The sequence below is a fragment of the Pantoea sp. EABMAA-21 genome (assembly GCF_030053335.1).
In the GTDB taxonomy this organism is placed as follows: Bacteria; Pseudomonadota; Gammaproteobacteria; order Enterobacterales; family Enterobacteriaceae; genus Pantoea; species Pantoea communis.
Genome location: NZ_JASGBX010000018.1, coordinates 1 through 18436 on the forward strand (window position 1 = coordinate 1; position 18436 = coordinate 18436).

Below are 18436 nucleotides of genomic sequence, written 5' to 3' on the forward strand. Positions count from 1 at the left end.
GGTCGTTAGCTCAGTTGGTAGAGCAGTTGACTTTTAATCAATTGGTCGCAGGTTCGAATCCTGCACGACCCACCATCAAGTTTAAAGTTGTAAGCCGCTCCTCGAGCGGGTCGTTAGCTCAGTTGGTAGAGCAGTTGACTTTTAATCAATTGGTCGCAGGTTCGAATCCTGCACGACCCACCACTATGTAGAAAGGCGCCCTAAAGGCGCCTTTTTGCTTTTCTGCGTTTCTCAAATCTTCAATTCTTCAATTCTCAAAGTTTTAGCTGAACTTGCTATGAGTCCGTGCGTCAGCCCGTCAAGGCGGGACGGATCGCGAAGGAGTCTCACATCCCTGTGGATCGGCCTCGCCATCCATGGCTCGGACGCTTTGCTCTTCCGTTCCCGCCTTGCCGGACTTATGTGGCTTTGGTTAATGCTTTTAAAAAACCGCAGAGATGTGCCATGAAGGCGGCAATAAGGGGCGGTGAAGTAAAGCTTGTGGCGCAGGGATGCGCCACCAGAGCCTACAGGGATTTATTCACGGCGTCTTTACGCAACCGCCCCTTATTGTCGACTGGAACGCTCTGTCGTTGTTTACTAGCAGCTAGAATGCACGACGGATGACCCCATTCCCAAAACGTACGCACAGTCATGCCTTTTTCTTTTTGTCAGCCGATTTATCAGGCGTCAAACTCTTCCAGATATGCAACACCGCATAGCTGCGCCACGGGCGCCAAACCTGCGATAACTGCTCTGCCACTTTGGCACTCACCCCACCAAGATTATTACGAATCGCAATATCCTCCTTAGGGAACGCATCCGGCCAGCGCAGGGCGCGCATGGCGATATAGCTCGCCGTCCACGGCCCTACGCCTTTTAATGCCAGCAGCTGCTGCTGAACTACGTCAGGATTCACCGCGCCATTAAAGCGCAGCGCACCGGAGGCACACGCCTGTGCCAGCGCCTGAATCGCCTGCGAGCGAGCGCTCACAATACCGAGGCTGGCAATATCATCAATGGTTGCGGTAGCGAGCGATTCCGCTGTCGGGGGCAGGCGAGAGAGTTCTGGCCAGGGCGTTGCTAAAGGCTCGCCGAAACGCTGCGCCACGCGACTGCTTAGCGTGGTGGCCGCTTTCACCGTTACCTGCTGACCAAGAATTGCGCGCACCCCCAACTCAAAGCCGTCAAACGCCCCAGGAACGCGTAACCCAGGATAACGTGCCAGACTCTCAGCTAACAACGGATCCTGGCTTAGCTGCTCGCTGATGCGCTGTGGTTGGGCATCGAGATCAAACAGGTCGCGCAGGCGACGCAGCAGGGCAGGCAAAACCGGGGTTAAGGTGGTAGTGAACTGCACCTTGAGTGCCTGCTTCTCCGGCAAATGGCTGACGCGTACCCAGCCCCGACAGTTTCCCAGCGCCACTGTACGGTGATAAGCACCTTCGCTAACCCACTCAACCTCTTTCATCACGCGCTGCTGAAGAAAATCCAGAATGGCATCCCAGTCGTAAGGGGGGCGATAACTCAGGCGCAGCTCTGCGCTCTCCTGCACCGTGGTCACGCTCTCTGGCTGACTCTGCTTGCGCAGACGCGAAGGCGTCATACGGTAGCGTGCCTGAAACACATCATTAAAGCGGCGCAAACTGCGAAAGCCGCTGGCGTAGGCGATTTCGGTGACGGGCAACGAAGTCTCAGTCAGAAGTTGCTTCGCCAGCAGCATGCGCCGCGTTTGGCGCAACTCCAGCGGTGACACGCCCAACTCCTGCTGGATCACGCGGCGAAGCTGGCGCTCACTCAGGTCAAACTCGCCGGCGATGTCGGCCAGGGTCTCTTGCTCTTCCAGCAGGCCCTCTTCGATGCGACGAATCAACCGGTCGGCGATGCGGTGATGACTATCGACCGGTGCGAAGCCCGGCGCTAACTCAGGACGGCAGCGCAGGCAGGGCCTGAAATGCGCTTTTTCGGCGGCTTCAGCGCTGCCAAAAAACAGGCAGTTCTTCTGCATCGGCGCTTTAACCGGACAAATGGGCCGACAGTAAATGCCGGTCGAGGTCACGCCAACAAAGAACACGCCGTCGAAACGACTGTCGCGCGAGGTCAGCGCCTGGTATGCAATCTCGGGATCAAACATCATCGTCTCCAGCTAATAAACCGGCTATACCTTTCCTAATTTAAAGCGCAGAAGCGCTGGCTGCTCTCGATCATCCGAATCACGTACTTGATAAAGTCATCGGGATGATGGACGTTCTAAAGGAGGTTCCCCAGCGGGCCAGCGCGGTTCAAATCGACTGTTCGATGAGTCTCTCGTTTGCCGCCTTCTTGCGCCTTGCACTATTTTGGGTATCGTCGCGCAAGTGGCTGAGCAAAACTCGCTGCTTTCGGACAGCTAACCAGTTTATGCTCATGACCGAAAACAGCCAGTTTATCGCGGCAGAAGTGCGATAATGACACACTGATTTATGCCGGAGTTGCCTTATGTATCATGCCAAAATCATTCCCACGCCAGTTGGTGAGCTGACGTTGATTGCGACCGATAACGGGTTATCAGCGATTCTGTGGGAAAACGAAGGCTCGCAACGCGTGCCGCTGAAACCCATCAGCCGTAACGATCAGCATCCGATCCTGTGTGAGGCCGAACGCCAGCTGCGCGAATATTTTGCCGGAGAGCGCCAGCAGTTCGACATGCCTTACGACACGGTCGGCACTGAATTCCAGAAAAAAGTCTGGCAAGCGCTGCTCACCATTCCGTTTGGTGAAACCCGTAGCTATCAGCAAATTGCGGAACAGATCGGCAACCCGAAAGCCATGCGCGCGGTGGGGGCGGCCAACGGTAAAAATCCTCTGTCGATCATGGCGCCCTGCCATCGGGTGATTGGCAGCAACGGTAAGCTCACTGGTTTCGCGGGCGGTCTGGCGGTCAAAGCGTTCTTGCTGGAACTGGAAAACCCGCAGAAATCGTTAGGTGGCTTGTAAACCGCATAAAAAAGAGACGACACTCTCGCGCAATTCCGCTATCGTGTTTAGCATATAAAACACGATAGCGGTTTTGATGCCGCATCATCGCTGTAACAGGCGATTTTGTTAAATTGAGAAAACGAGAGCCGTGTCATGAGTCTGATGTTCGATCCTGAAAGCGCGATTTATCCCTTTCCGCCGAAACCGGCGCGTCTCAGCCAGGATGAAAAATCCCACTACATCTCTGAAATCAAACGCTTATTAAAAGAGCGCGATGCGGTGCTGGTCGCGCATTACTACACCGATCCTGAAATTCAGGCGCTGGCGGAAGAGACCGGCGGCTGCGTCTCGGACTCACTGGAAATGGCGCGCTTCGGCAGCACCCATCCGGCAAAAACGCTGCTGGTGGCGGGCGTGCGTTTTATGGGCGAAACCGCCAAAATTCTCAGCCCGGAAAAAACCGTGTTGATGCCGACGCTGCATGCAGAGTGTTCACTCGATCTTGGCTGCCCCATTGAGGAGTTCAATCGCTTCTGTGATGAACATCCGGACCGCACGGTGGTGGTGTACGCCAACACCTCGGCCGCCGTCAAAGCGCGCGCGGATTGGGTTGTCACCTCCAGTATTGCGGTTGAGCTGATTGAACATCTCGACAGCCTTGGTGAGAAAATTATCTGGGCACCGGATCGCCATCTGGGCCGTTACGTCACCCAACAGACCAAAGCGGATGTGCTGTGCTGGCAGGGCGCGTGCATCGTGCATGACGAGTTCAAAACTCAGGCCCTGCAGCGCATGAAAACGCTCTATCCGGAGGCAGCGATCCTCGTGCATCCGGAATCCCCGCAGGCGATCGTCGATCTGGCGGATGCTGTGGGCTCCACCAGCCAGCTGATTCAGGCGGCGAAAAACCTGCCGCATCCGCAAATGATCGTCGCCACCGATCGCGGCATCTTCTATAAAATGCAACAGGCGGTGCCGGATAAAGAGCTGCTGGAAGCGCCGACGGCGGGTGAGGGCGCGACCTGTCGCAGCTGCGCGCACTGTCCGTGGATGGCGATGAATGGCCTGAAAGCCATTGCCGAAGGGCTGGAGCACGGCGGCAGCGAGCATGAAATCCATGTCGATGATGCGCTGCGCGAAGCCGCATTGATACCGCTTAACCGCATGCTAGACTTTGCAGCACAACTCAAACTCAAGGTGAAAGGGAACGCGTAAGGCGGCTTTCATACAGGTGCAGATCATGGACTTCTTCAGCACACAAAATATTTTGGTTCACATTCCTATTGGCGTGGGTGGCTACGACCTGTCATGGATCGAGGCGGTGGGCACCCTTGCGGGTCTGCTGTGTATCTGGCTCGCTAGCCAGGAGAAGATCATCAACTACTTCTTCGGGCTGATTAACGTCACCTTGTTTGCGGTGATCTTCTTCCAGATTCAGCTGTATGCCAGCTTACTGCTGCAACTGTTCTTCTTCGTCGCCAATGTTTACGGCTGGTACGCGTGGAGTCGTCAGAACACCGCCAATGAAGCCGCACTGAAGATTCGCTGGTTGCCGTTGCCGAAGGCGCTTGGCTGGGGCGCGGCGTGCGTCATCGCCATTGCGCTGATGACGCTGTATATCGATCCGGTGTTCGCGTTTCTGACCAAAATCGCCGTCGGTATCATGCAGAGTTTCGGCCTGAACGTGGTGATGCCGCAACTGCAGCCGGATGCCTTCCCGTTCTGGGATTCCTGCATGATGGTGCTGTCGATTGTGGCGATGATTCTGATGACGCGGAAATACGTCGAGAACTGGCTACTGTGGGTGGTGATCAACGTGATTAGTGTGATGATTTTTGCCCGTCAGGGCGTGTATGCGATGTCGCTGGAATACGCGATTCTGACGTTGATCGCGCTTAACGGTTCCCGCTTGTGGATGCAAAGTGCGCGCGAACACGGGTCGCGCGCGCTGTCGAATCAGTGATGGTGATGGGCGTGACCATCCAGCGTGAGATGTTCATGTGAGTGCTGATGCGAGCTCTGCTCCGCGCAGAGTTCGCAATCATGACCGGTACAAGGCTGGTACTCCATCTGCACAGTGGCATGCGCAATCTGATAGTGTTCATGCAAATATTGATGAATACGTATCAGCAGCCCGTCATGATCGTAAGGTGGGATCACCTGCACATGTAATGTCAGCACCGGCTTCTCTCCCACCTGCCACACATGCACATGATGCACATTGCGCACTTCCGCGATGTTGCGTGTCAGCTCGCGTGCCAGTTTATCCACGTTAATCCCGCTCGGCGCGCCCTCCAGCAGCTCATGCAGACTTTCCCGCAGCAACGACCACGCACTGCGTACCACCAATAGCGAAACCAGCAGTGAGAGAATCGGATCGATCGGTGTCCAGCCGGTCAGCATGATAATGATAGCGGCAACAATCGCGCCAACGGAGCCGAGCAGATCGCCCAGCACATGCAGCGCCGCCGCACGTACGTTGAGATTTTTTTCTTCACTGCCACGATGTAACAGCCAGAAAGAGAGCAGATTAGCCAGCAAACCGGCAATCGCAATCCCCAACATTAATCCGCCAGCAACCGGCTGAGGTTGATAGAAACGGCGCAGCGCTTCCCAGACAATCAGTGCCGTAATCACCAGCAGCGCGATGGCATTCACAAAGGCGGCAAGTGTGGTGAGGCGCAGTAAGCCAAAGGTGTGGCGGGCGCTGGGTTTGCGCTGAGCAAACTGCACGGCCAGCAGCGCCATCAACAGCGCGGCGGCGTCAGTGAGCATATGTCCGGCATCCGCCAGCAGCGCCAGCGAACCCGATACCACGCCACCAATCACTTCGGCAATCATAAACAGCGCGGTGACGCCAAACGCCGCCGCCAGACGCGTACGATTGCCGTTATGCGCGCCGTGAGAATGAGTGTGTGCCATAACTTTCCAGTTGTTCCAGTAACCTGTTCGTTAATGATATCAGTAAATTGAGCGCATCATCGTCCAGACGCTGCTGTTTTGCCTGATCGGTGAGCTGCTGACAACGTTCGGCCATCTCATCCATGCCGAGCAACAGCCAGCTGCCTTTCATGCGATGGGCGGCACGCTCGACAGCGGGCCAGTCATGCTCGACGCTGGCCGCCAGTAGCGCATCGCGATCCTGCTGCAGCGTGCGTTGCAGTGTCTGGCAAATGCGCGGGATAAAGGCCTCATTGTGCTGGGCCAGAATCAATAAACTGTCGGGCAGTTGTCGGAGAGGATCGCGCACCGTGCGTGTCAGCAGAGCCGCGAGATCATCCAGCTCAATCGGTTTCAACAACAGCGCTTCGTCTTCTTGCAACGCTACCTTGAGCAGTTGCACGTCGGCGGAGCAGAGTACGCGCAGTGCTGGTTTGCTGCGTCGCTGCTGGCGGCGGCGTAAGATGCGCAGCAGTGTTAATCCATCCGGGCGTGGCATCATCTGGTCAATCAACAGCACATCAAACGGCTGAAGCGCATCGGCGCGCAACAGGCTACGCCCCTCTTCGAACACCTGCGCCGTGATAGCGAATCGAGCCAGCTGCTGCTGCAAGACCAACAGATTGGTGGGATGGTCATCAACAATCGCCACCCGCAGATGCGGATAGCGCGGCCAGGCAGCATGGCGTTCGGTGGGCGCATCCTCACAGAGGTCGAGCGGCAATATCACCTTCACTGTGGTGCCTTGTTCCGGCGCAGAAGTCAGCGTTAACTGGCCGCCCATACGTTGCACGATCTCGCGGCAGATAAATAAACCCAGGCCGCTGCCCTGCACGGCGTGGCTTTTGCCCGACGGTGCCTGATACCAGGGTTCAAACAGCTGCGCTTGTTCGCTGAGTGGAATACCGCTGCCGCTGTCGGCGACCGTTAACTGAATCTGATCGGTGACGGCGAGCGACAGCCTGACTTCACCCTGGCGCGTGAACTTCAGCGCGTTGGCCACCAGATTGTTCACCACCTGCTGCAGGCGATCGCCATCCAGCATCACGCGCGTCGGCAAGGGCGTGAGCGCCTCAACCAACAATATCGGACCGGATTCGCGCATCAAAGGGTGATAGAACTGCAGCTGTTGCTGCAGCCAATCTGCCAGATGGAGCGGATGCGGTGCCAGGCGAAAACTCTGATTCTCAATGCGTGCATGGTCTTGCAGATCGTTCAGTAGCGCCATCAGCGAGCGCGCACTGCTGTGCATCAGTGTCAAACGCTCGCTAGGATGCTGCTGCTGTTCGAGTTCCAGCAGGCCGAGAATCGCCTGCATTGGCGTGCGCAATTCGTGGCTGGCGGTGGCCAGAAACTGACTTTTGGCGGCGTTAGCGCGCTCTGCTTGTTCACGCTGCAGGCGATCGCGCCGCTGTTGCAGGTAGCGGCGCAGCAGCAGCACTAACAGCAGCAAAATGATCATCCCGGCCGCCATCAAAATCATCAGCGGCACATTGCGCATCGCCATAGTGGTGCCTGGCTGGGGCGGCTGCGACCAGTTAATGCGCATCTGATTGAGCGTATCCGCTGGGATTTGCTGCAGTGCATGATCCAGCAACCCCTGGAGTTGCGGCTGATCCTGGCTTACCTGAGGTGCCAGCGGCCAGGCAACATCGCTGGCGGCAAAGGCTAAATGGACACGATTATCCGCGTGGCTGGCCATGCGCCAGCGTGCAGACAGGACATTATCTACCAGTGCATCAATCTGACCGCTGTTCAGGGCTTGCCAGAGCTGGGCACGGTCATCGAACAGTTGGGGCGTGATGTTCTCAGGCAGAAGCCGTTGCGCCAGGTCGGCGCGCAGTACGCCCACTCGCTGATGTTGCAGGGATTGCCAGCTCATCGGCTGCTGCGTATTAAGCGTGTAAATCCCCCAAATCGCGCGCCACACTGGCAATGTGTTGCTGCTGGTATCGTCGCCGTTCAGGGGTTGTAGCAAATTCAGCATCACCTGATGTTGCTGCATCAACGTCTGCGCCTGTTGGGGATTGCTCACCCAGCGCGGTGTGAAACGCAGCCCGGTGCTTTGGCTTAACGCATTAAGCAGATCAATACCAAAGCCGCGAGCATTGCCGTTGCCATCGCGATAGCTCCAGGGGGCATTATCCACTTCTGCGGCATAAGGAATCTCGCTCTGTGCGGACAGCCATTGCTTCTCAGCAGCCGACAGCATCAGCGTTTGCGTATCCTGATAACGCAGCAAAGGCGGGCTCCAGCGCTGTTGCACGCGATTACTGAACTCCGCGGGCAGCAGGCGCAGCTGGGTATTGAGCCAGTGGATCAGCGTGGGATCGCGCGCCAGTGCGCGTAGCGACAGTTCACCGGCGCCGGGATCGGCGGTGATCTGGTAAATCTGCCCCTGTTGCAGCTGATTAAGCAGAAAGCCGGCGCTGGTTTCATCCGCCACCAGATAGTCACTCTGCTGATTGAGCAGCGCATACAGCGCCTGTAAATCGCCTGGCAGGCTGTGCCAGCGATGGTTTTGCACAAAGGCATCAGGCAGTTGTGCCAGTGTGGCTTCCGCGATGGTGAGCTGGGCATTTTCACTGTTGAACATCACCGCGCGTTGATTATCACGATTGCGGTAAATGCGGATCGGACTGTTAACCCAGCTGTCGCTGACCAGGATGTTTTCCGGCAGCTGTGCATGTTCGTTGCTCAATACGAAATCGACCTCACCGCGCTCCAGTGCCGCCAGCTGCTGGGAACGATCGGCGTAACTTTGCAGGCTAAAGCGCGTGCCGGTGAGTTGGCTCAGCGCGCTAAGGTAATCGGCATCAATCCCCCAGATACGATCGCCAATGCGCATCGCCCAGGGCGCGCTGTTTTGCGCCGGGACGGCAACGCGTAAGGTGGGTTGCGGCCATGGCTCGACATGCGGTGCGGGCATCATGGCGGGGAGCATCACGCTGCTGGCGGGCTGTAAGTCGGCGCGAGCCGTTAAGCTGATCAACAGCAGACACAGCCACAAGATGACTTTCACTGTTGGGCTTTCCACAGTTCGGCCAGCTCCACCACCGACTGCACGCCGGTTTTCTCCAGAATGTTTTTCTTGTGGGTGCTGACGGTTTTATTGCTGATATGCAGTTGCTCGCCAATCTGCAAATTAGACAGCCCGCGCACTAGCAGTGCGACGATTTGCTGTTCTTTCTCGGTGAGCGGCAGCTCGATACGCTCGGGCAGCGGCGGAAAAGCTTGCTGCCCGCCGAGCACCGCCAGAATCGCACTCAGCAATTGCGCCATGCTCTGGCTTTTTACCACATAGCCCGCCGCACCAAGCGACACGGCACTCAGCAAGGTGTGGCGACTCTGCTGTGCGGAATAGATTAACACCGGGCAATTTGGATCGCGGGCGCGCAGACGGCGCAATAATTCGAGGCCATCGCTGTCCGGCAAGCCAATATCGAGCACGATGAGATCAAATTGATGGTGCTGTAAAAGCTGGCGCGCTTCAGCTTCAGTCGCGGCGGCGTGCAGTTTTACCGGGATAGGGGAGTGAACACAGGCCGCTTCCAGAGCGACTTCAACTAACGGATGGTCATCAATAAGCAGCAGTGAAGCCATGAAACAGTTCCTCTGAATTTCATGGTTTTAGCATAGCGGAAAAGCAGGTGCGGAAATACAAAGGGAGAGCCGAAGCTCTCCCTTTGTGTAACTAAAAAAAGATTACTGTGAAGTGCCGTCAGTTTTCTTGTTGACGTCTCCACCACCTTCCTTCGTTTCAACTTTTTTATTTACATCCGGGCATTTACCATCTTTACACATGGTATTTTTGTGAACTTCTTCAGCGGACATATTGCTGGAATCAGTGCCGGAAGTCGCCGCACTGTTAGCATTGGTGCTACCGTTATTGATTTTGCTGTTATCAACATTATTCGGTGGCAGATTCTGTTTAGCGCCACCTGCAGCCGCGCCAGCTTCCGCTGAGGCATTCGCTTCACCATTATTATTCGCTGCAGCCATTGCTGCACCGCTGCCCAGGGTCATCGCTGCCGTCAGAAAGATAATTGCAAACTTATTCATCATTATGCTCCTTTAATCGATGGAGAGTTGCCGTCAAACACCACGGGTGCTGAGTGACGAAAATAACGTACCGTGACGGAATATAATTCCATCGTTAACGCTTCGCTTAAAAATTAAATAGCGCAAGAACCTCATTCCTCAGTGCTTACGTTTAAAAAGCTTAGTTCATGAGCGTATAAATGCAAATTTCACAGAAGCATTTACGCGAGCGTGGAATTTACACTCGCAGCCTGAAGGGATACATTTAACGGGTTGCGCCCGGCGAACGCGGGGCCAGAAATTTGAATGGAATTATGTATGGATTATCAGAACGACGATTTACGCATCAGAGAAATCAAAGAATTATTACCGCCTGTTGCTTTGCTCGAAAAATTCCCCGCTACCGATAAAGCCGCTGAAACCGTTGCTCAGGCACGTCAGGCGATTCACCGCATTCTGCACGGTCAGGACGATCGTCTGCTGGTGGTGATCGGTCCTTGCTCAATCCACGATACCGAAGCCGCTAAAGAGTATGCGAGCCGTCTGCTGACGCTGCGTGACGAGCTGAAAGGTGAGCTGGAAGTGGTCATGCGTGTTTATTTCGAAAAACCGCGTACCACTGTGGGGTGGAAAGGGCTGATCAACGATCCGTTTATGGATGGCAGCTTCCAGATCAACGATGGCCTGCGTCTGGCGCGTAAGCTGTTGGTGGATATCAACGACATCGGTCTGCCAGCGGCAGGCGAGTTCCTTGATATGATCACCCCACAATATATGGCGGATCTGATGAGCTGGGGCGCGATTGGTGCGCGTACCACCGAATCCCAGGTGCATCGTGAACTCTCTTCCGGTTTATCTTGCCCGGTCGGCTTCAAAAACGGCACCGATGGCACCATTAAAGTGGCTATCGACGCGATTGGTGCCGCCAGCGCGCCGCATTGCTTCCTCTCCGTCACCAAATTCGGTCATTCGGCGATTGTCGAAACCAGCGGTAACGAAGATTGCCATATCATTCTGCGCGGCGGCAAAGAGCCGAACTACAGCGCAGAACACGTGGCAGCGGTGAAAACCGGTCTGGAGAAAGCGGGCTTGCGTCCGCAGGTGATGATCGACTTTAGCCATGCCAACAGCAGCAAGCAGTTCCAGCGTCAGATGGTGGTCGCTGATGATGTGGCGCAGCAGATCGCGGGCGGTGAGCAGGCGATTACTGGCGTGATGATCGAGAGCCATCTGGTGGAAGGGAATCAGAGCCTCGACAGCGGTAAAGAGCTGGTTTACGGCCAGAGCGTCACCGATGCCTGCATCGGCTGGGAAGACACCGAGAAAGCCTTGCGTCAACTGGCGCAGGCAATCAAACAACGCCGCGGCTAATTGCTTAACGCGCAATAAAAAAGGCCAGACTCGCGTCTGGCCTTTTTGTTTTTAAGCCGGGAATTACCTGGCTTTACCCTGGTTAGCCACGGCTGCAGCTTTCGCGGCAATCTCGTCGGCATCACCCAGGTAGTAACGCTTCAGCGGTTTGAAGTTCTCATCGAACTCATACACCAACGGCACGCCAGTTGGGATGTTCAGTTCGAGGATTTCATCTTCGCTAAGGTTATCGAGGTATTTTACCAACGCACGCAGTGAGTTACCGTGTGCTGCAATGATCACTTTCTCACCGCTTTTGATGCGCGGCAGAATGCTTTCATTCCAGTAAGGAATAACACGTTCGATGGTCAGTGCCAGGCTCTCGGTGGTTGGCAGCTGTGCGTCGGTCAGTGATGCGTAACGTGGGTCGTGGCCCGGGAAACGCTCATCCGCACGATCCAGTTCTGGTGGGGTGATGGCAAAGCCACGACGCCACTGTTTTACCTGATCGTCGCCGTATTTGGCGGCGGTTTCAGCTTTATCCAGACCCTGCAGCGCACCGTAGTGACGCTCGTTCAGACGCCAGGTTTTCTCAACCGGCAGCCACGCCTGATCCAGCTCATCCAGCACGTTCCACAGGGTGTGGATGGCGCGTTTCAGCACGGAGGTATAAGCGAAATCAAACACGAAACCTTCTTTCTTCAGCAGCTGACCGGCTGCTTTGGCTTCGGTGCGACCTTTGTCTGACAGATCCACGTCATACCATCCGGTGAAGCGGTTTTCCTGGTTCCACTGGCTTTCGCCGTGTCGCACCAGAACCAGCTTAGTTACGGCCATAGCTTAACTCCTTAATGCTTGATGTTTCGATGATTATAGAAACCGGCTGCGGCCACCTGAAAAGCGGCACACTGATAGCGCCATACCATAGCGGAAAACAACGCACGGCGTAAGCCTGTCGCTAACGCAGTGCGCGTTTTTCATCCGCTGGCTTACTGCGGTGTGAAGCGATAACGCGTCACAGACTGCCAGCGATCGCCGGGTTGAAGCCAGCAATCAGGCTGCGGCCACTCGGTATGGTTGGGCGAATCCGGTAAAAATTCACTCTCCAACGCGATGCCCTGGAAAGCAGTATAGCTGCCCTGTTCACGGGCGCGTGTTCCATCCAGATAGTTGCCGGAGTAGAACTGCAGCGCCGGTGCGGCGGTAAACACGGTCAGCGCCAGTTTGCCATCGGCCGACCACAGTTCGGCGGCGGGCTGAGTGCTGTCGCCAGCGGTGCTGAGCAGAAACGCGTGGTCATAGCCTTTCACCGCTTTTTGATCGTCATCGGCGAGGAAGTCATCCATCACACACTTCGGTTGATTGAAATCGAAGCTGGTGCCGGCCACGGCTTTCAGTGGCGCGTTAGGGATGCCTTCGCTATCGACCGGTAAGTAACGATCCGCGTGCAGTTGTAAGCGATGCTGGCGTGCATCGCCATGATGCGCGTCAAGATTGAAGTAAGCATGGTTGGTGAGGTTCACCGGGCAGGGCTTGTCGGTCTGCGCGTCATAGGTGATCGACAGGCAGTTATCATCGCCAAGATGGTAAATCACTTCGGCAATCAGGTTGCCAGGGAAACCCTGATCGCCATCGGGTGAATCGATACGATAGTGCACTTCGGTCTCGCTCTGGCTGACAATTTGCCAGCGGCGCTTATCGAAGCCTTCCGGTCCGCCGTGCAGTTGATGCGCACCCTGATTAGCGGCCAGCAGCAGATTTAGCGGCTTAAGCTCAGCCGAAGCGATGCGGTTGGCGTAGCGGCCCACCGTCGCGCCAAGGTAAGCATCCTGATGCAGATAGTCCGATGGTGTGGCGCAGCCGAGCAGCGCTTCACGCACGCTGCCATCCTGCATCGGCACGCGCGCGGAGAGCCAGGTCGCGCCCCAATCCATAAAAGTGACCACCATGCCGTTGCGATTGCGCAGCACGGTGATGCGCCACGGTTGCCCGTCTGGCGCATGAGAGTTGACGTCGCTTACCATTGGCCCGCTCCTGCTGACGCTTTGCACACGTAGAAGGTTTCTTTGATGCCGGTCTGCGCTTCGTATTTTTCGGCAACCGCGGCTTTCACCTGATCCACCAGTTCGGTTGGCATCAGTGCCACGATGCAGCCGCCAAAGCCGCCGCCGGTCATACGCACGCCGCCACGCGGACCGAGCTCTGCCTTGACGATCTCCACCAGCTGATCGATAGGCGGTACGGTGATTTCGAAATCATCACGCATTGAGGCGTGGGATTCGGCCATCAGTTCACCCATGCGCTTCAGATCGCCACTGCTCAGCGCATCGGCGGCTTCCAGCGTACGGGCATTTTCGGTGATGACATGGCGCACACGTTTTGCCACCAGCGCATCCAGCTGCGATTCCGACGCGGCAAACTCTTCCAGCGTGACATCGCGCAGCGCCGGTTTGTTGAAGAAGCGTGCACCGGTTTCGCACTGCTCACGGCGGGTGTTGTACTCGCTGCCCACCAGGCTGCGGCGGAAGTTGGAGTTGATGATCACCACCGCGACATCCTCCGGCATCGAGACGGCGCGTGTGCCGAGTGTGCGGCAGTCCAGTAGCATGGCGTGATCGGGCTGACCCAGCGCAGAAATCAGCTGGTCCATGATGCCGCAGTTGCAACCAACGAACTGGTTTTCCGCTTCCTGACCGTTAACCGCAATCGCAGCGCCGTCCAGCTTCAGCTGATAGAGCTGCTGGAACACGGTGCCGACCGCCACTTCCAGTGACGCCGATGAACTCAGGCCCGCACCCTGTGGCACGTTGCCACTGATCACCAGATCCGCACCGCCAAAGCTGGCATCACGCTTCTGCAGATGTTTCACCACACCGCGCACGTAGTTGGCCCACATCGGCTCTTTTAACGCTTCAATCGGCGCATCCAGTGAGAAGCTGTCCTGCTGATTGTCATAATCAACCGCGACCACGCGCACCTGGCGGTCGTCACGTTTGGCGCAGGCAATCACCGTCTGGTAATCAATGGCGCACGGCAGCACAAAGCCGTCGTTGTAATCGGTGTGCTCACCAATCAGATTCACGCGGCCTGGCGCCTGAATGCTGTGCGTCGGTTGATAGCCAAAAGTGTCAGCGAAAACCTGTTGAGTAGTGGACTTTAATGACATTTATTGCGCCTCGCGGAAATGGATATCGCTGACAGAACGCAGACTTTCTGCTGCCTGTTCCGCCGTTAAATCACGTTGGGTTTCGGCCAGCATTTCATAGCCAACCATAAATTTGCGCACCGTGGCTGAACGCAGCAGCGGTGGATAGAAGTGGGCATGCAGCTGCCAGTGATCGTTGGCTTCGCCGTTAAAGGGCGCGCCGTGCCAGCCCATCGAGTAGGGGAAGGAGCACTGGAACAGGTTGTCATAGCGGCTGGTGAGCTGCTTGAGCGCCAGCGCCAAATCGCTGCGCTGAGCAGCGGTCAAATCTGTGATGCGTTTGATGTGGGCTTTTGGCAGCAGCAGGGTTTCAAACGGCCACGCGGCCCACCATGGCACCACGGCCAGCCAGTGTTCGGTCTCCACCACGGTACGACTACCGTCTTTCAGCTCGCGTGCGGCGTAATCCACCAGCATCGGCGAACCTTTTTCGTCAAAGTAGCGGCGCTGATTATCATCTTCTTTTTGCGCTTCATTAGGCAGAAAACTGTTAGCCCAGATCTGGCCGTGCGGATGGGGATTTGAGCAGCCCATCGCTGCGCCTTTGTTCTCAAACACCTGCACCCATGGATAGTGCTGACCGAGATCGGCGGTCTGCTCTTGCCAGGTGCGCACAATATCTTCCAGTCCACTGAGCGGCAGTTCCGGCAGCGTTTTACTGTGGTCAGGTGAGAAGCAAATTACCCGGCTGGTGCCGCGTGCGCTCTCACAGCGCATCAGCATGTCGTCGCTTTGCGGCGCATCGGGTGTATCGGTCATCAGCGCGGCAAAGTCGTTGGTGAAAACATAGGTGGTTTTATAATCGGGGTTTTTATCCCCGGTGATACGGGTGTTGCCGGCACACAGGAAGCAATCAGGATCGTGCGCAGGCAGTTGTTCCAGCGCAGGCGTTTCCTGCGCACCCTGCCATGGACGCTTGGCACGATGCGGTGAGACCAACACCCACTGATCGATCAATGGGTTATAACGGCGATGCGGATGATCAACCGGATTAAATTTTTCCATAACGAGTCCTGGTAAACGGCAAACGGATCAAAATCACTGCGATCAAGGTAGCACAAAGGCGGGCCCCAAAGCGTGATCCAGTCTGGATAAATGGTATCGTTTACACAAGGTGACGATTCTCATTTTGTGGGGTTATAACGCGCGTTTGCTGAAATACCAGGCGGGTAAATGGTAGCGGTTACATCGGCTATTCAATGAGGTGAATATTAATGCGCACGCGACAATGTAAAAGGGTTTAGCAGAAGACCGGATTGAAGCATAAATATGCCCCTACGATGCAGGGGCGGGGTTGATGACGACGAGGTTATCGCAAATCATCCTGCTGGAATCCGTATCCTTCATCCTGCTTCACAAAGCTCAGGCGATGAGTAATACACTGCGGCGCATCTTCGGCGTGGTGTGAGACAAACAGCAACTGCGTTCGTCCTTCACCAATTAGCACATCAACAAAGCGGCGCACCAGCTGGCGGTTAATTGGATCGAGCCCCTGCAGCGGCTCATCCAGAATGAGCAGGGTAGGATGTTTGACCAGCGCACGCGCAATCAGCACCAGGCGCTGCTGGCCCCATGACAAACCGTGGAACGGCGCATCGGCCAGATGATTGTCCATGCCCAGTAAGGCCAGCCACTGGCGCGCCAGCGCTTTCTGCCGATCCGAAGCGGGTTGATACAAGCCAATTGAATCGAAAAAGCCCGAGAGCACCACGGTGCGCACGTTGCAGCTGACGCGATAATCGAGATGCAAACTGCTGCTGACGTAACCAATGTGCTGTTTGATGTCCCAAATGGTTTCACCGCTGCCGCGACGGATACCAAACAGGGTTAAGTCGTTGCTGTAGCCTTGCGGATGATCGCCGGTCACCAGACTCAACAGAGTGGATTTACCCGCGCCGTTGGGCCCCACAATTTGCCAGTGCTCGCCGGGATTCACCTGCCAGCTCAGCCCATCGATCACCGCTTTATCGTTATACGACACCACGCCATTACGCAGAACAACACGCGGCGCATCTTCCGCCAGTTGTGGTAACTGATCCGGTGCATCCGCTTCTGGCAACGCCATGCCGTCGAGTTTCTCACTGTGTGCCAGTTGCGCAACCAGTGCTTCTGCCAGTATCGCCTGGCGTTCGCCCACGTGGGTCAGGGTGCACTCGGCCAGCACACCGACCTGTTGCACAAAGTCAGGAATATCGTCAAAGCGGTTGAGCACCAGCACCACGGTAAAGCCATGCAGGTGCAGATCGCTCAGCGTCTCCGCCAGGCTGGCGCGTGAGGCAACATCTAATCCATCGAAAGGTTCATCGAGAATCAATAAATCGGGCTGCGCCATCAGCGCCTGGCACAGCAGGGTTTTGCGGGTTTCGCCGGTGGAGAGGTATTTGAAGCGGCGATCGAGCAGATAGGTGATGCCAAACTGCTGGGCCAGCGCCTGACACCTCGCCTCATCCTTCACTTCATCCTGAATGATCTGTGCGGCGGTGCGGCCAGTATCGTCTTCGCCTTCACTCAGCAGATCGGTGTTGTTGCGTTCCCACTCCTGCGCCACCAGCTTTTGCAGCTGCTCCAGCGAGAGGCGCGTGCGACGCTGAAAGTCCTGGGTAACCGCGCCTTTACCCGGCAAGAGTTCACCAGAAAGTGCGCGCGCCAGGGCGGATTTACCGCTGCCGTTGGCGCCGACAAAGGCCCAGCTTTCGCCGCTTTTGAGAGTCAGATCGTTGAGGGACAGTGCTCGGGTGTCGCTAAGGTGAAATATGCCTTGCGAAATTTGCAATGAAGCCATGATTCATTCCGTTTTATGCATCGTGTTACTCAGTTGTAGCGAGCGACGCAGACGAAGTCAAATCATGGCCTGGTTTTCAGAGCAGTGTGGCGATGATGGCGTGTTCCGCATTAAAACTGGCGGTTACTCTGTCGCCCGGCTGCAGATTCTGCTGTTGCACCTGCGCGTTGTTCACCGTTGCACACAGGGTTTCACCACTCGGCAATGTCATCAACACTTCGCTGACCTGTTCACCTGGCTCGATGGCGCTGATCGTTACCTGCAATTGATTATCGCTGTTTACCACATCCCGGCTCACCTGAATCCACGGTGCTTTGATCAGCACCAGCACCTCTTTGCCACTGTCGAGCTGCAGACGTTCGGCACTGCGTTCGGTGATTGCCACCTGCAAACGCGTGACGCCGTCGGCCAGCTGAACCTCAATGTGCTGCTGCACCTGATGGTGATCGCGCGCCATCACCGTGCCAAATAGCTGATTGCGCGCACTGGTTTGCAGGGAGAAACGCGCAATCGCCGCCAGTAAACTGTCGAGCGGCAGGCTGTCGTTTTGCAGCGCATCAAAAGCTTTCTGCTGGATCTGCTCCATCAGGTGAAACAGCTGAATCAGACGCTCGCCATAGCGCGTCAGCTGCGCGCCGCCGCCGCCTTTGCCTCCGGTGGCACGGTCGACTAAGGTTTGATCAGCCATCTGATTCATGTCGTTGATGGCATCCCAGGCACTTTTGTAGCTGATGCCCGCTAATTTAGCGCCCTGGCTGATGGAGCCGGTTTCCTGCACGCGTTTCAGCAGTTCGATGCGACGAGGGTCGGCAAACAGCTTCTGCTGAAGACGAATGTGAAGAGAAAGTTCTGCCTGCATGTCAGCTCCTTAAGTGAGTACGACAAGTGTAAGGCCAAAAGTAAAAGCACGAAAAGGGCAGTGCGTTTTTTTCCCTAACCGTTACAATCACTTTTTTATTTTCTGCGTGAGGTTTCCATGCTGGAACTGCTTAAAAGCCTGGCTGTGGCTGTCATCATGGTGCCAATTGTGATGGCCATTATGCTCGGTCTGATTTACGGCCTGGGTGAAGTGTTCAACGTCATCTCCAAATTTGGCCGCCGCGACGATCGTCCTGCCAACAGCTCGCAACACTGATTTTACAAGCGCCCGCACTCAGCGGGCGTTTTTTCTTTAACTTCCC

16 protein-coding genes and 1 tRNA gene are annotated in these 18436 nt (G+C 56.1%); 6 read left to right on the forward strand and 11 right to left on the reverse strand.

Annotated features, from left to right (window positions below):
- Window positions 1–107: 107 nt before the first annotated feature.
- Window positions 108–183, forward strand: a tRNA-Lys gene (locus QMZ65_RS21020).
- A 448-nt stretch (window positions 184–631) separates the two neighbouring features.
- Here QMZ65_RS21020 and QMZ65_RS21025 read toward each other — a convergent pair.
- Entirely contained in the window at window positions 632–2113 is a 1482-nt protein-coding gene (locus tag QMZ65_RS21025) for an AlkA N-terminal domain-containing protein (RefSeq protein WP_283216653.1), read from the reverse strand.
- Window positions 2114–2457: 344 nt separating this feature from the next.
- Between QMZ65_RS21025 and QMZ65_RS21030 the strand changes: the two genes are divergently transcribed.
- The 3 genes from QMZ65_RS21030 to pnuC all read left to right on the forward strand — a co-directional run bounded on the left by QMZ65_RS21030 (window position 2458) and on the right by pnuC (window position 4900).
- A complete protein-coding gene (locus QMZ65_RS21030; RefSeq protein ID WP_034829173.1) occupies window positions 2458–2955 on the forward strand; it encodes a methylated-DNA--[protein]-cysteine S-methyltransferase in 498 nt (165 codons plus the stop codon).
- A gap of 135 nt (window positions 2956–3090) precedes the next feature.
- Window positions 3091–4152 (forward strand): quinolinate synthase NadA, encoded by a 1062-nt coding sequence (nadA, locus tag QMZ65_RS21035; protein WP_097117408.1) that lies wholly within the window; start codon window positions 3091–3093, stop codon window positions 4150–4152.
- Window positions 4153–4177: 25 nt separating this feature from the next.
- Window positions 4178–4900, forward strand: a complete 723-nt coding sequence (gene pnuC, locus QMZ65_RS21040) for a nicotinamide riboside transporter PnuC (protein ID WP_283216623.1) — start codon at window positions 4178–4180, stop codon at window positions 4898–4900.
- Here the strand turns inward: pnuC and zitB are convergent.
- From zitB to QMZ65_RS21060, 4 genes are all read right to left on the reverse strand, one after another.
- Window positions 4894–5859: a CDF family zinc transporter ZitB gene (gene zitB, locus QMZ65_RS21045; protein ID WP_283216624.1), complete on the reverse strand. Its 966-nt coding sequence runs from the start codon at window positions 5857–5859 to the stop codon at window positions 4894–4896. The genes pnuC and zitB overlap by 7 nt on opposite strands.
- The gene (locus tag QMZ65_RS21050; RefSeq protein WP_283216625.1) at window positions 5828–8914 is read right to left on the reverse strand and encodes an ATP-binding protein; all 3087 of its coding nucleotides are present in this window, start codon (window positions 8912–8914) and stop codon (window positions 5828–5830) included. Before QMZ65_RS21050 ends, zitB begins: the two co-directional genes overlap by 32 nt.
- Window positions 8896–9480 carry a response regulator transcription factor gene (locus QMZ65_RS21055; RefSeq protein WP_160832588.1) on the reverse strand — a complete coding sequence of 195 codons (585 nt, stop codon included), beginning with the start codon at window positions 9478–9480 and terminating at the stop codon, window positions 8896–8898. Before QMZ65_RS21055 ends, QMZ65_RS21050 begins: the two co-directional genes overlap by 19 nt.
- Window positions 9481–9582: 102 nt before the next feature.
- Entirely contained in the window at window positions 9583–9942 is a 360-nt protein-coding gene (locus QMZ65_RS21060; RefSeq protein ID WP_160832587.1) for a YbgS-like family protein, read from the reverse strand.
- Between the two features lie 294 nt (window positions 9943–10236).
- Between QMZ65_RS21060 and aroG the strand changes: the two genes are divergently transcribed.
- Window positions 10237–11289, forward strand: a complete 1053-nt coding sequence (gene aroG, locus QMZ65_RS21065) for a 3-deoxy-7-phosphoheptulonate synthase AroG (RefSeq protein ID WP_034821187.1) — start codon at window positions 10237–10239, stop codon at window positions 11287–11289.
- 63 nt (window positions 11290–11352) lie between these two features.
- Here the strand turns inward: aroG and gpmA are convergent, their stop codons facing one another.
- From gpmA to modE, 6 genes are all read right to left on the reverse strand, one after another.
- The gene (gpmA, locus tag QMZ65_RS21070; protein ID WP_160832586.1) at window positions 11353–12105 is read right to left on the reverse strand and encodes a 2,3-diphosphoglycerate-dependent phosphoglycerate mutase; all 753 of its coding nucleotides are present in this window, start codon (window positions 12103–12105) and stop codon (window positions 11353–11355) included.
- Window positions 12106–12257: 152 nt separating this feature from the next.
- Complete coding sequence (galM, locus tag QMZ65_RS21075) at window positions 12258–13292, reverse strand: galactose-1-epimerase (protein WP_283216626.1); 1035 nt, start codon at window positions 13290–13292, stop codon at window positions 12258–12260.
- On the reverse strand, window positions 13286–14434 hold the full coding sequence (galK, locus tag QMZ65_RS21080; protein WP_160832584.1) for a galactokinase: 1149 nt from the start codon (window positions 14432–14434) through the stop codon (window positions 13286–13288). The genes galM and galK overlap by 7 nt, the downstream gene beginning before the upstream one ends.
- Window positions 14435–15478: a galactose-1-phosphate uridylyltransferase gene (galT, locus tag QMZ65_RS21085; protein ID WP_283216627.1), complete on the reverse strand. Its 1044-nt coding sequence runs from the start codon at window positions 15476–15478 to the stop codon at window positions 14435–14437.
- A 304-nt stretch (window positions 15479–15782) separates the two neighbouring features.
- Window positions 15783–17255, reverse strand: a complete 1473-nt coding sequence (gene modF, locus QMZ65_RS21090) for a molybdate ABC transporter ATP-binding protein ModF (protein ID WP_283003686.1) — start codon at window positions 17253–17255, stop codon at window positions 15783–15785.
- 76 nt (window positions 17256–17331) lie between these two features.
- Entirely contained in the window at window positions 17332–18114 is a 783-nt protein-coding gene (modE, locus tag QMZ65_RS21095) for a molybdenum-dependent transcriptional regulator (protein ID WP_283216628.1), read from the reverse strand.
- Between the two features lie 117 nt (window positions 18115–18231).
- On the opposite strand from modE, the gene QMZ65_RS21100 reads away from it, so the two are divergent.
- Window positions 18232–18390 (forward strand): AcrZ family multidrug efflux pump-associated protein, encoded by a 159-nt coding sequence (locus QMZ65_RS21100; RefSeq protein WP_013508338.1) that lies wholly within the window; start codon window positions 18232–18234, stop codon window positions 18388–18390.
- Window positions 18391–18436 lie beyond the last annotated feature (46 nt).

What these genes read in the sequence shown, in the direction of transcription:
- galM (WP_283216626.1), bottom strand. Translation starts at nt 13,292, where the DNA reads ATGGTAAGCGACGTCAACTCTCATGCGCCAGACGGGCAACCGTGGCGC.
- QMZ65_RS21030 (WP_034829173.1), top strand. Translation starts at nt 2,458, where the DNA reads ATGTATCATGCCAAAATCATTCCCACGCCAGTTGGTGAGCTGACGTTG.
- galK (WP_160832584.1), bottom strand. Translation starts at nt 14,434, where the DNA reads ATGTCATTAAAGTCCACTACTCAACAGGTTTTCGCTGACACTTTTGGC.
- aroG (WP_034821187.1), top strand. Translation starts at nt 10,237, where the DNA reads ATGGATTATCAGAACGACGATTTACGCATCAGAGAAATCAAAGAATTA.
- gpmA (WP_160832586.1), bottom strand. Translation starts at nt 12,105, where the DNA reads ATGGCCGTAACTAAGCTGGTTCTGGTGCGACACGGCGAAAGCCAGTGG.
- QMZ65_RS21025 (WP_283216653.1), bottom strand. Translation starts at nt 2,113, where the DNA reads ATGTTTGATCCCGAGATTGCATACCAGGCGCTGACCTCGCGCGACAGT.
- QMZ65_RS21055 (WP_160832588.1), bottom strand. Translation starts at nt 9,480, where the DNA reads ATGGCTTCACTGCTGCTTATTGATGACCATCCGTTAGTTGAAGTCGCT.
- modF (WP_283003686.1), bottom strand. Translation starts at nt 17,255, where the DNA reads ATGGCTTCATTGCAAATTTCGCAAGGCATATTTCACCTTAGCGACACC.
- galT (WP_283216627.1), bottom strand. Translation starts at nt 15,478, where the DNA reads ATGGAAAAATTTAATCCGGTTGATCATCCGCATCGCCGTTATAACCCA.
- nadA (WP_097117408.1), top strand. Translation starts at nt 3,091, where the DNA reads ATGAGTCTGATGTTCGATCCTGAAAGCGCGATTTATCCCTTTCCGCCG.
- modE (WP_283216628.1), bottom strand. Translation starts at nt 18,114, where the DNA reads ATGCAGGCAGAACTTTCTCTTCACATTCGTCTTCAGCAGAAGCTGTTT.
- QMZ65_RS21100 (WP_013508338.1), top strand. Translation starts at nt 18,232, where the DNA reads ATGCTGGAACTGCTTAAAAGCCTGGCTGTGGCTGTCATCATGGTGCCA.
- pnuC (WP_283216623.1), top strand. Translation starts at nt 4,178, where the DNA reads ATGGACTTCTTCAGCACACAAAATATTTTGGTTCACATTCCTATTGGC.
- zitB (WP_283216624.1), bottom strand. Translation starts at nt 5,859, where the DNA reads ATGGCACACACTCATTCTCACGGCGCGCATAACGGCAATCGTACGCGT.
- QMZ65_RS21060 (WP_160832587.1), bottom strand. Translation starts at nt 9,942, where the DNA reads ATGATGAATAAGTTTGCAATTATCTTTCTGACGGCAGCGATGACCCTG.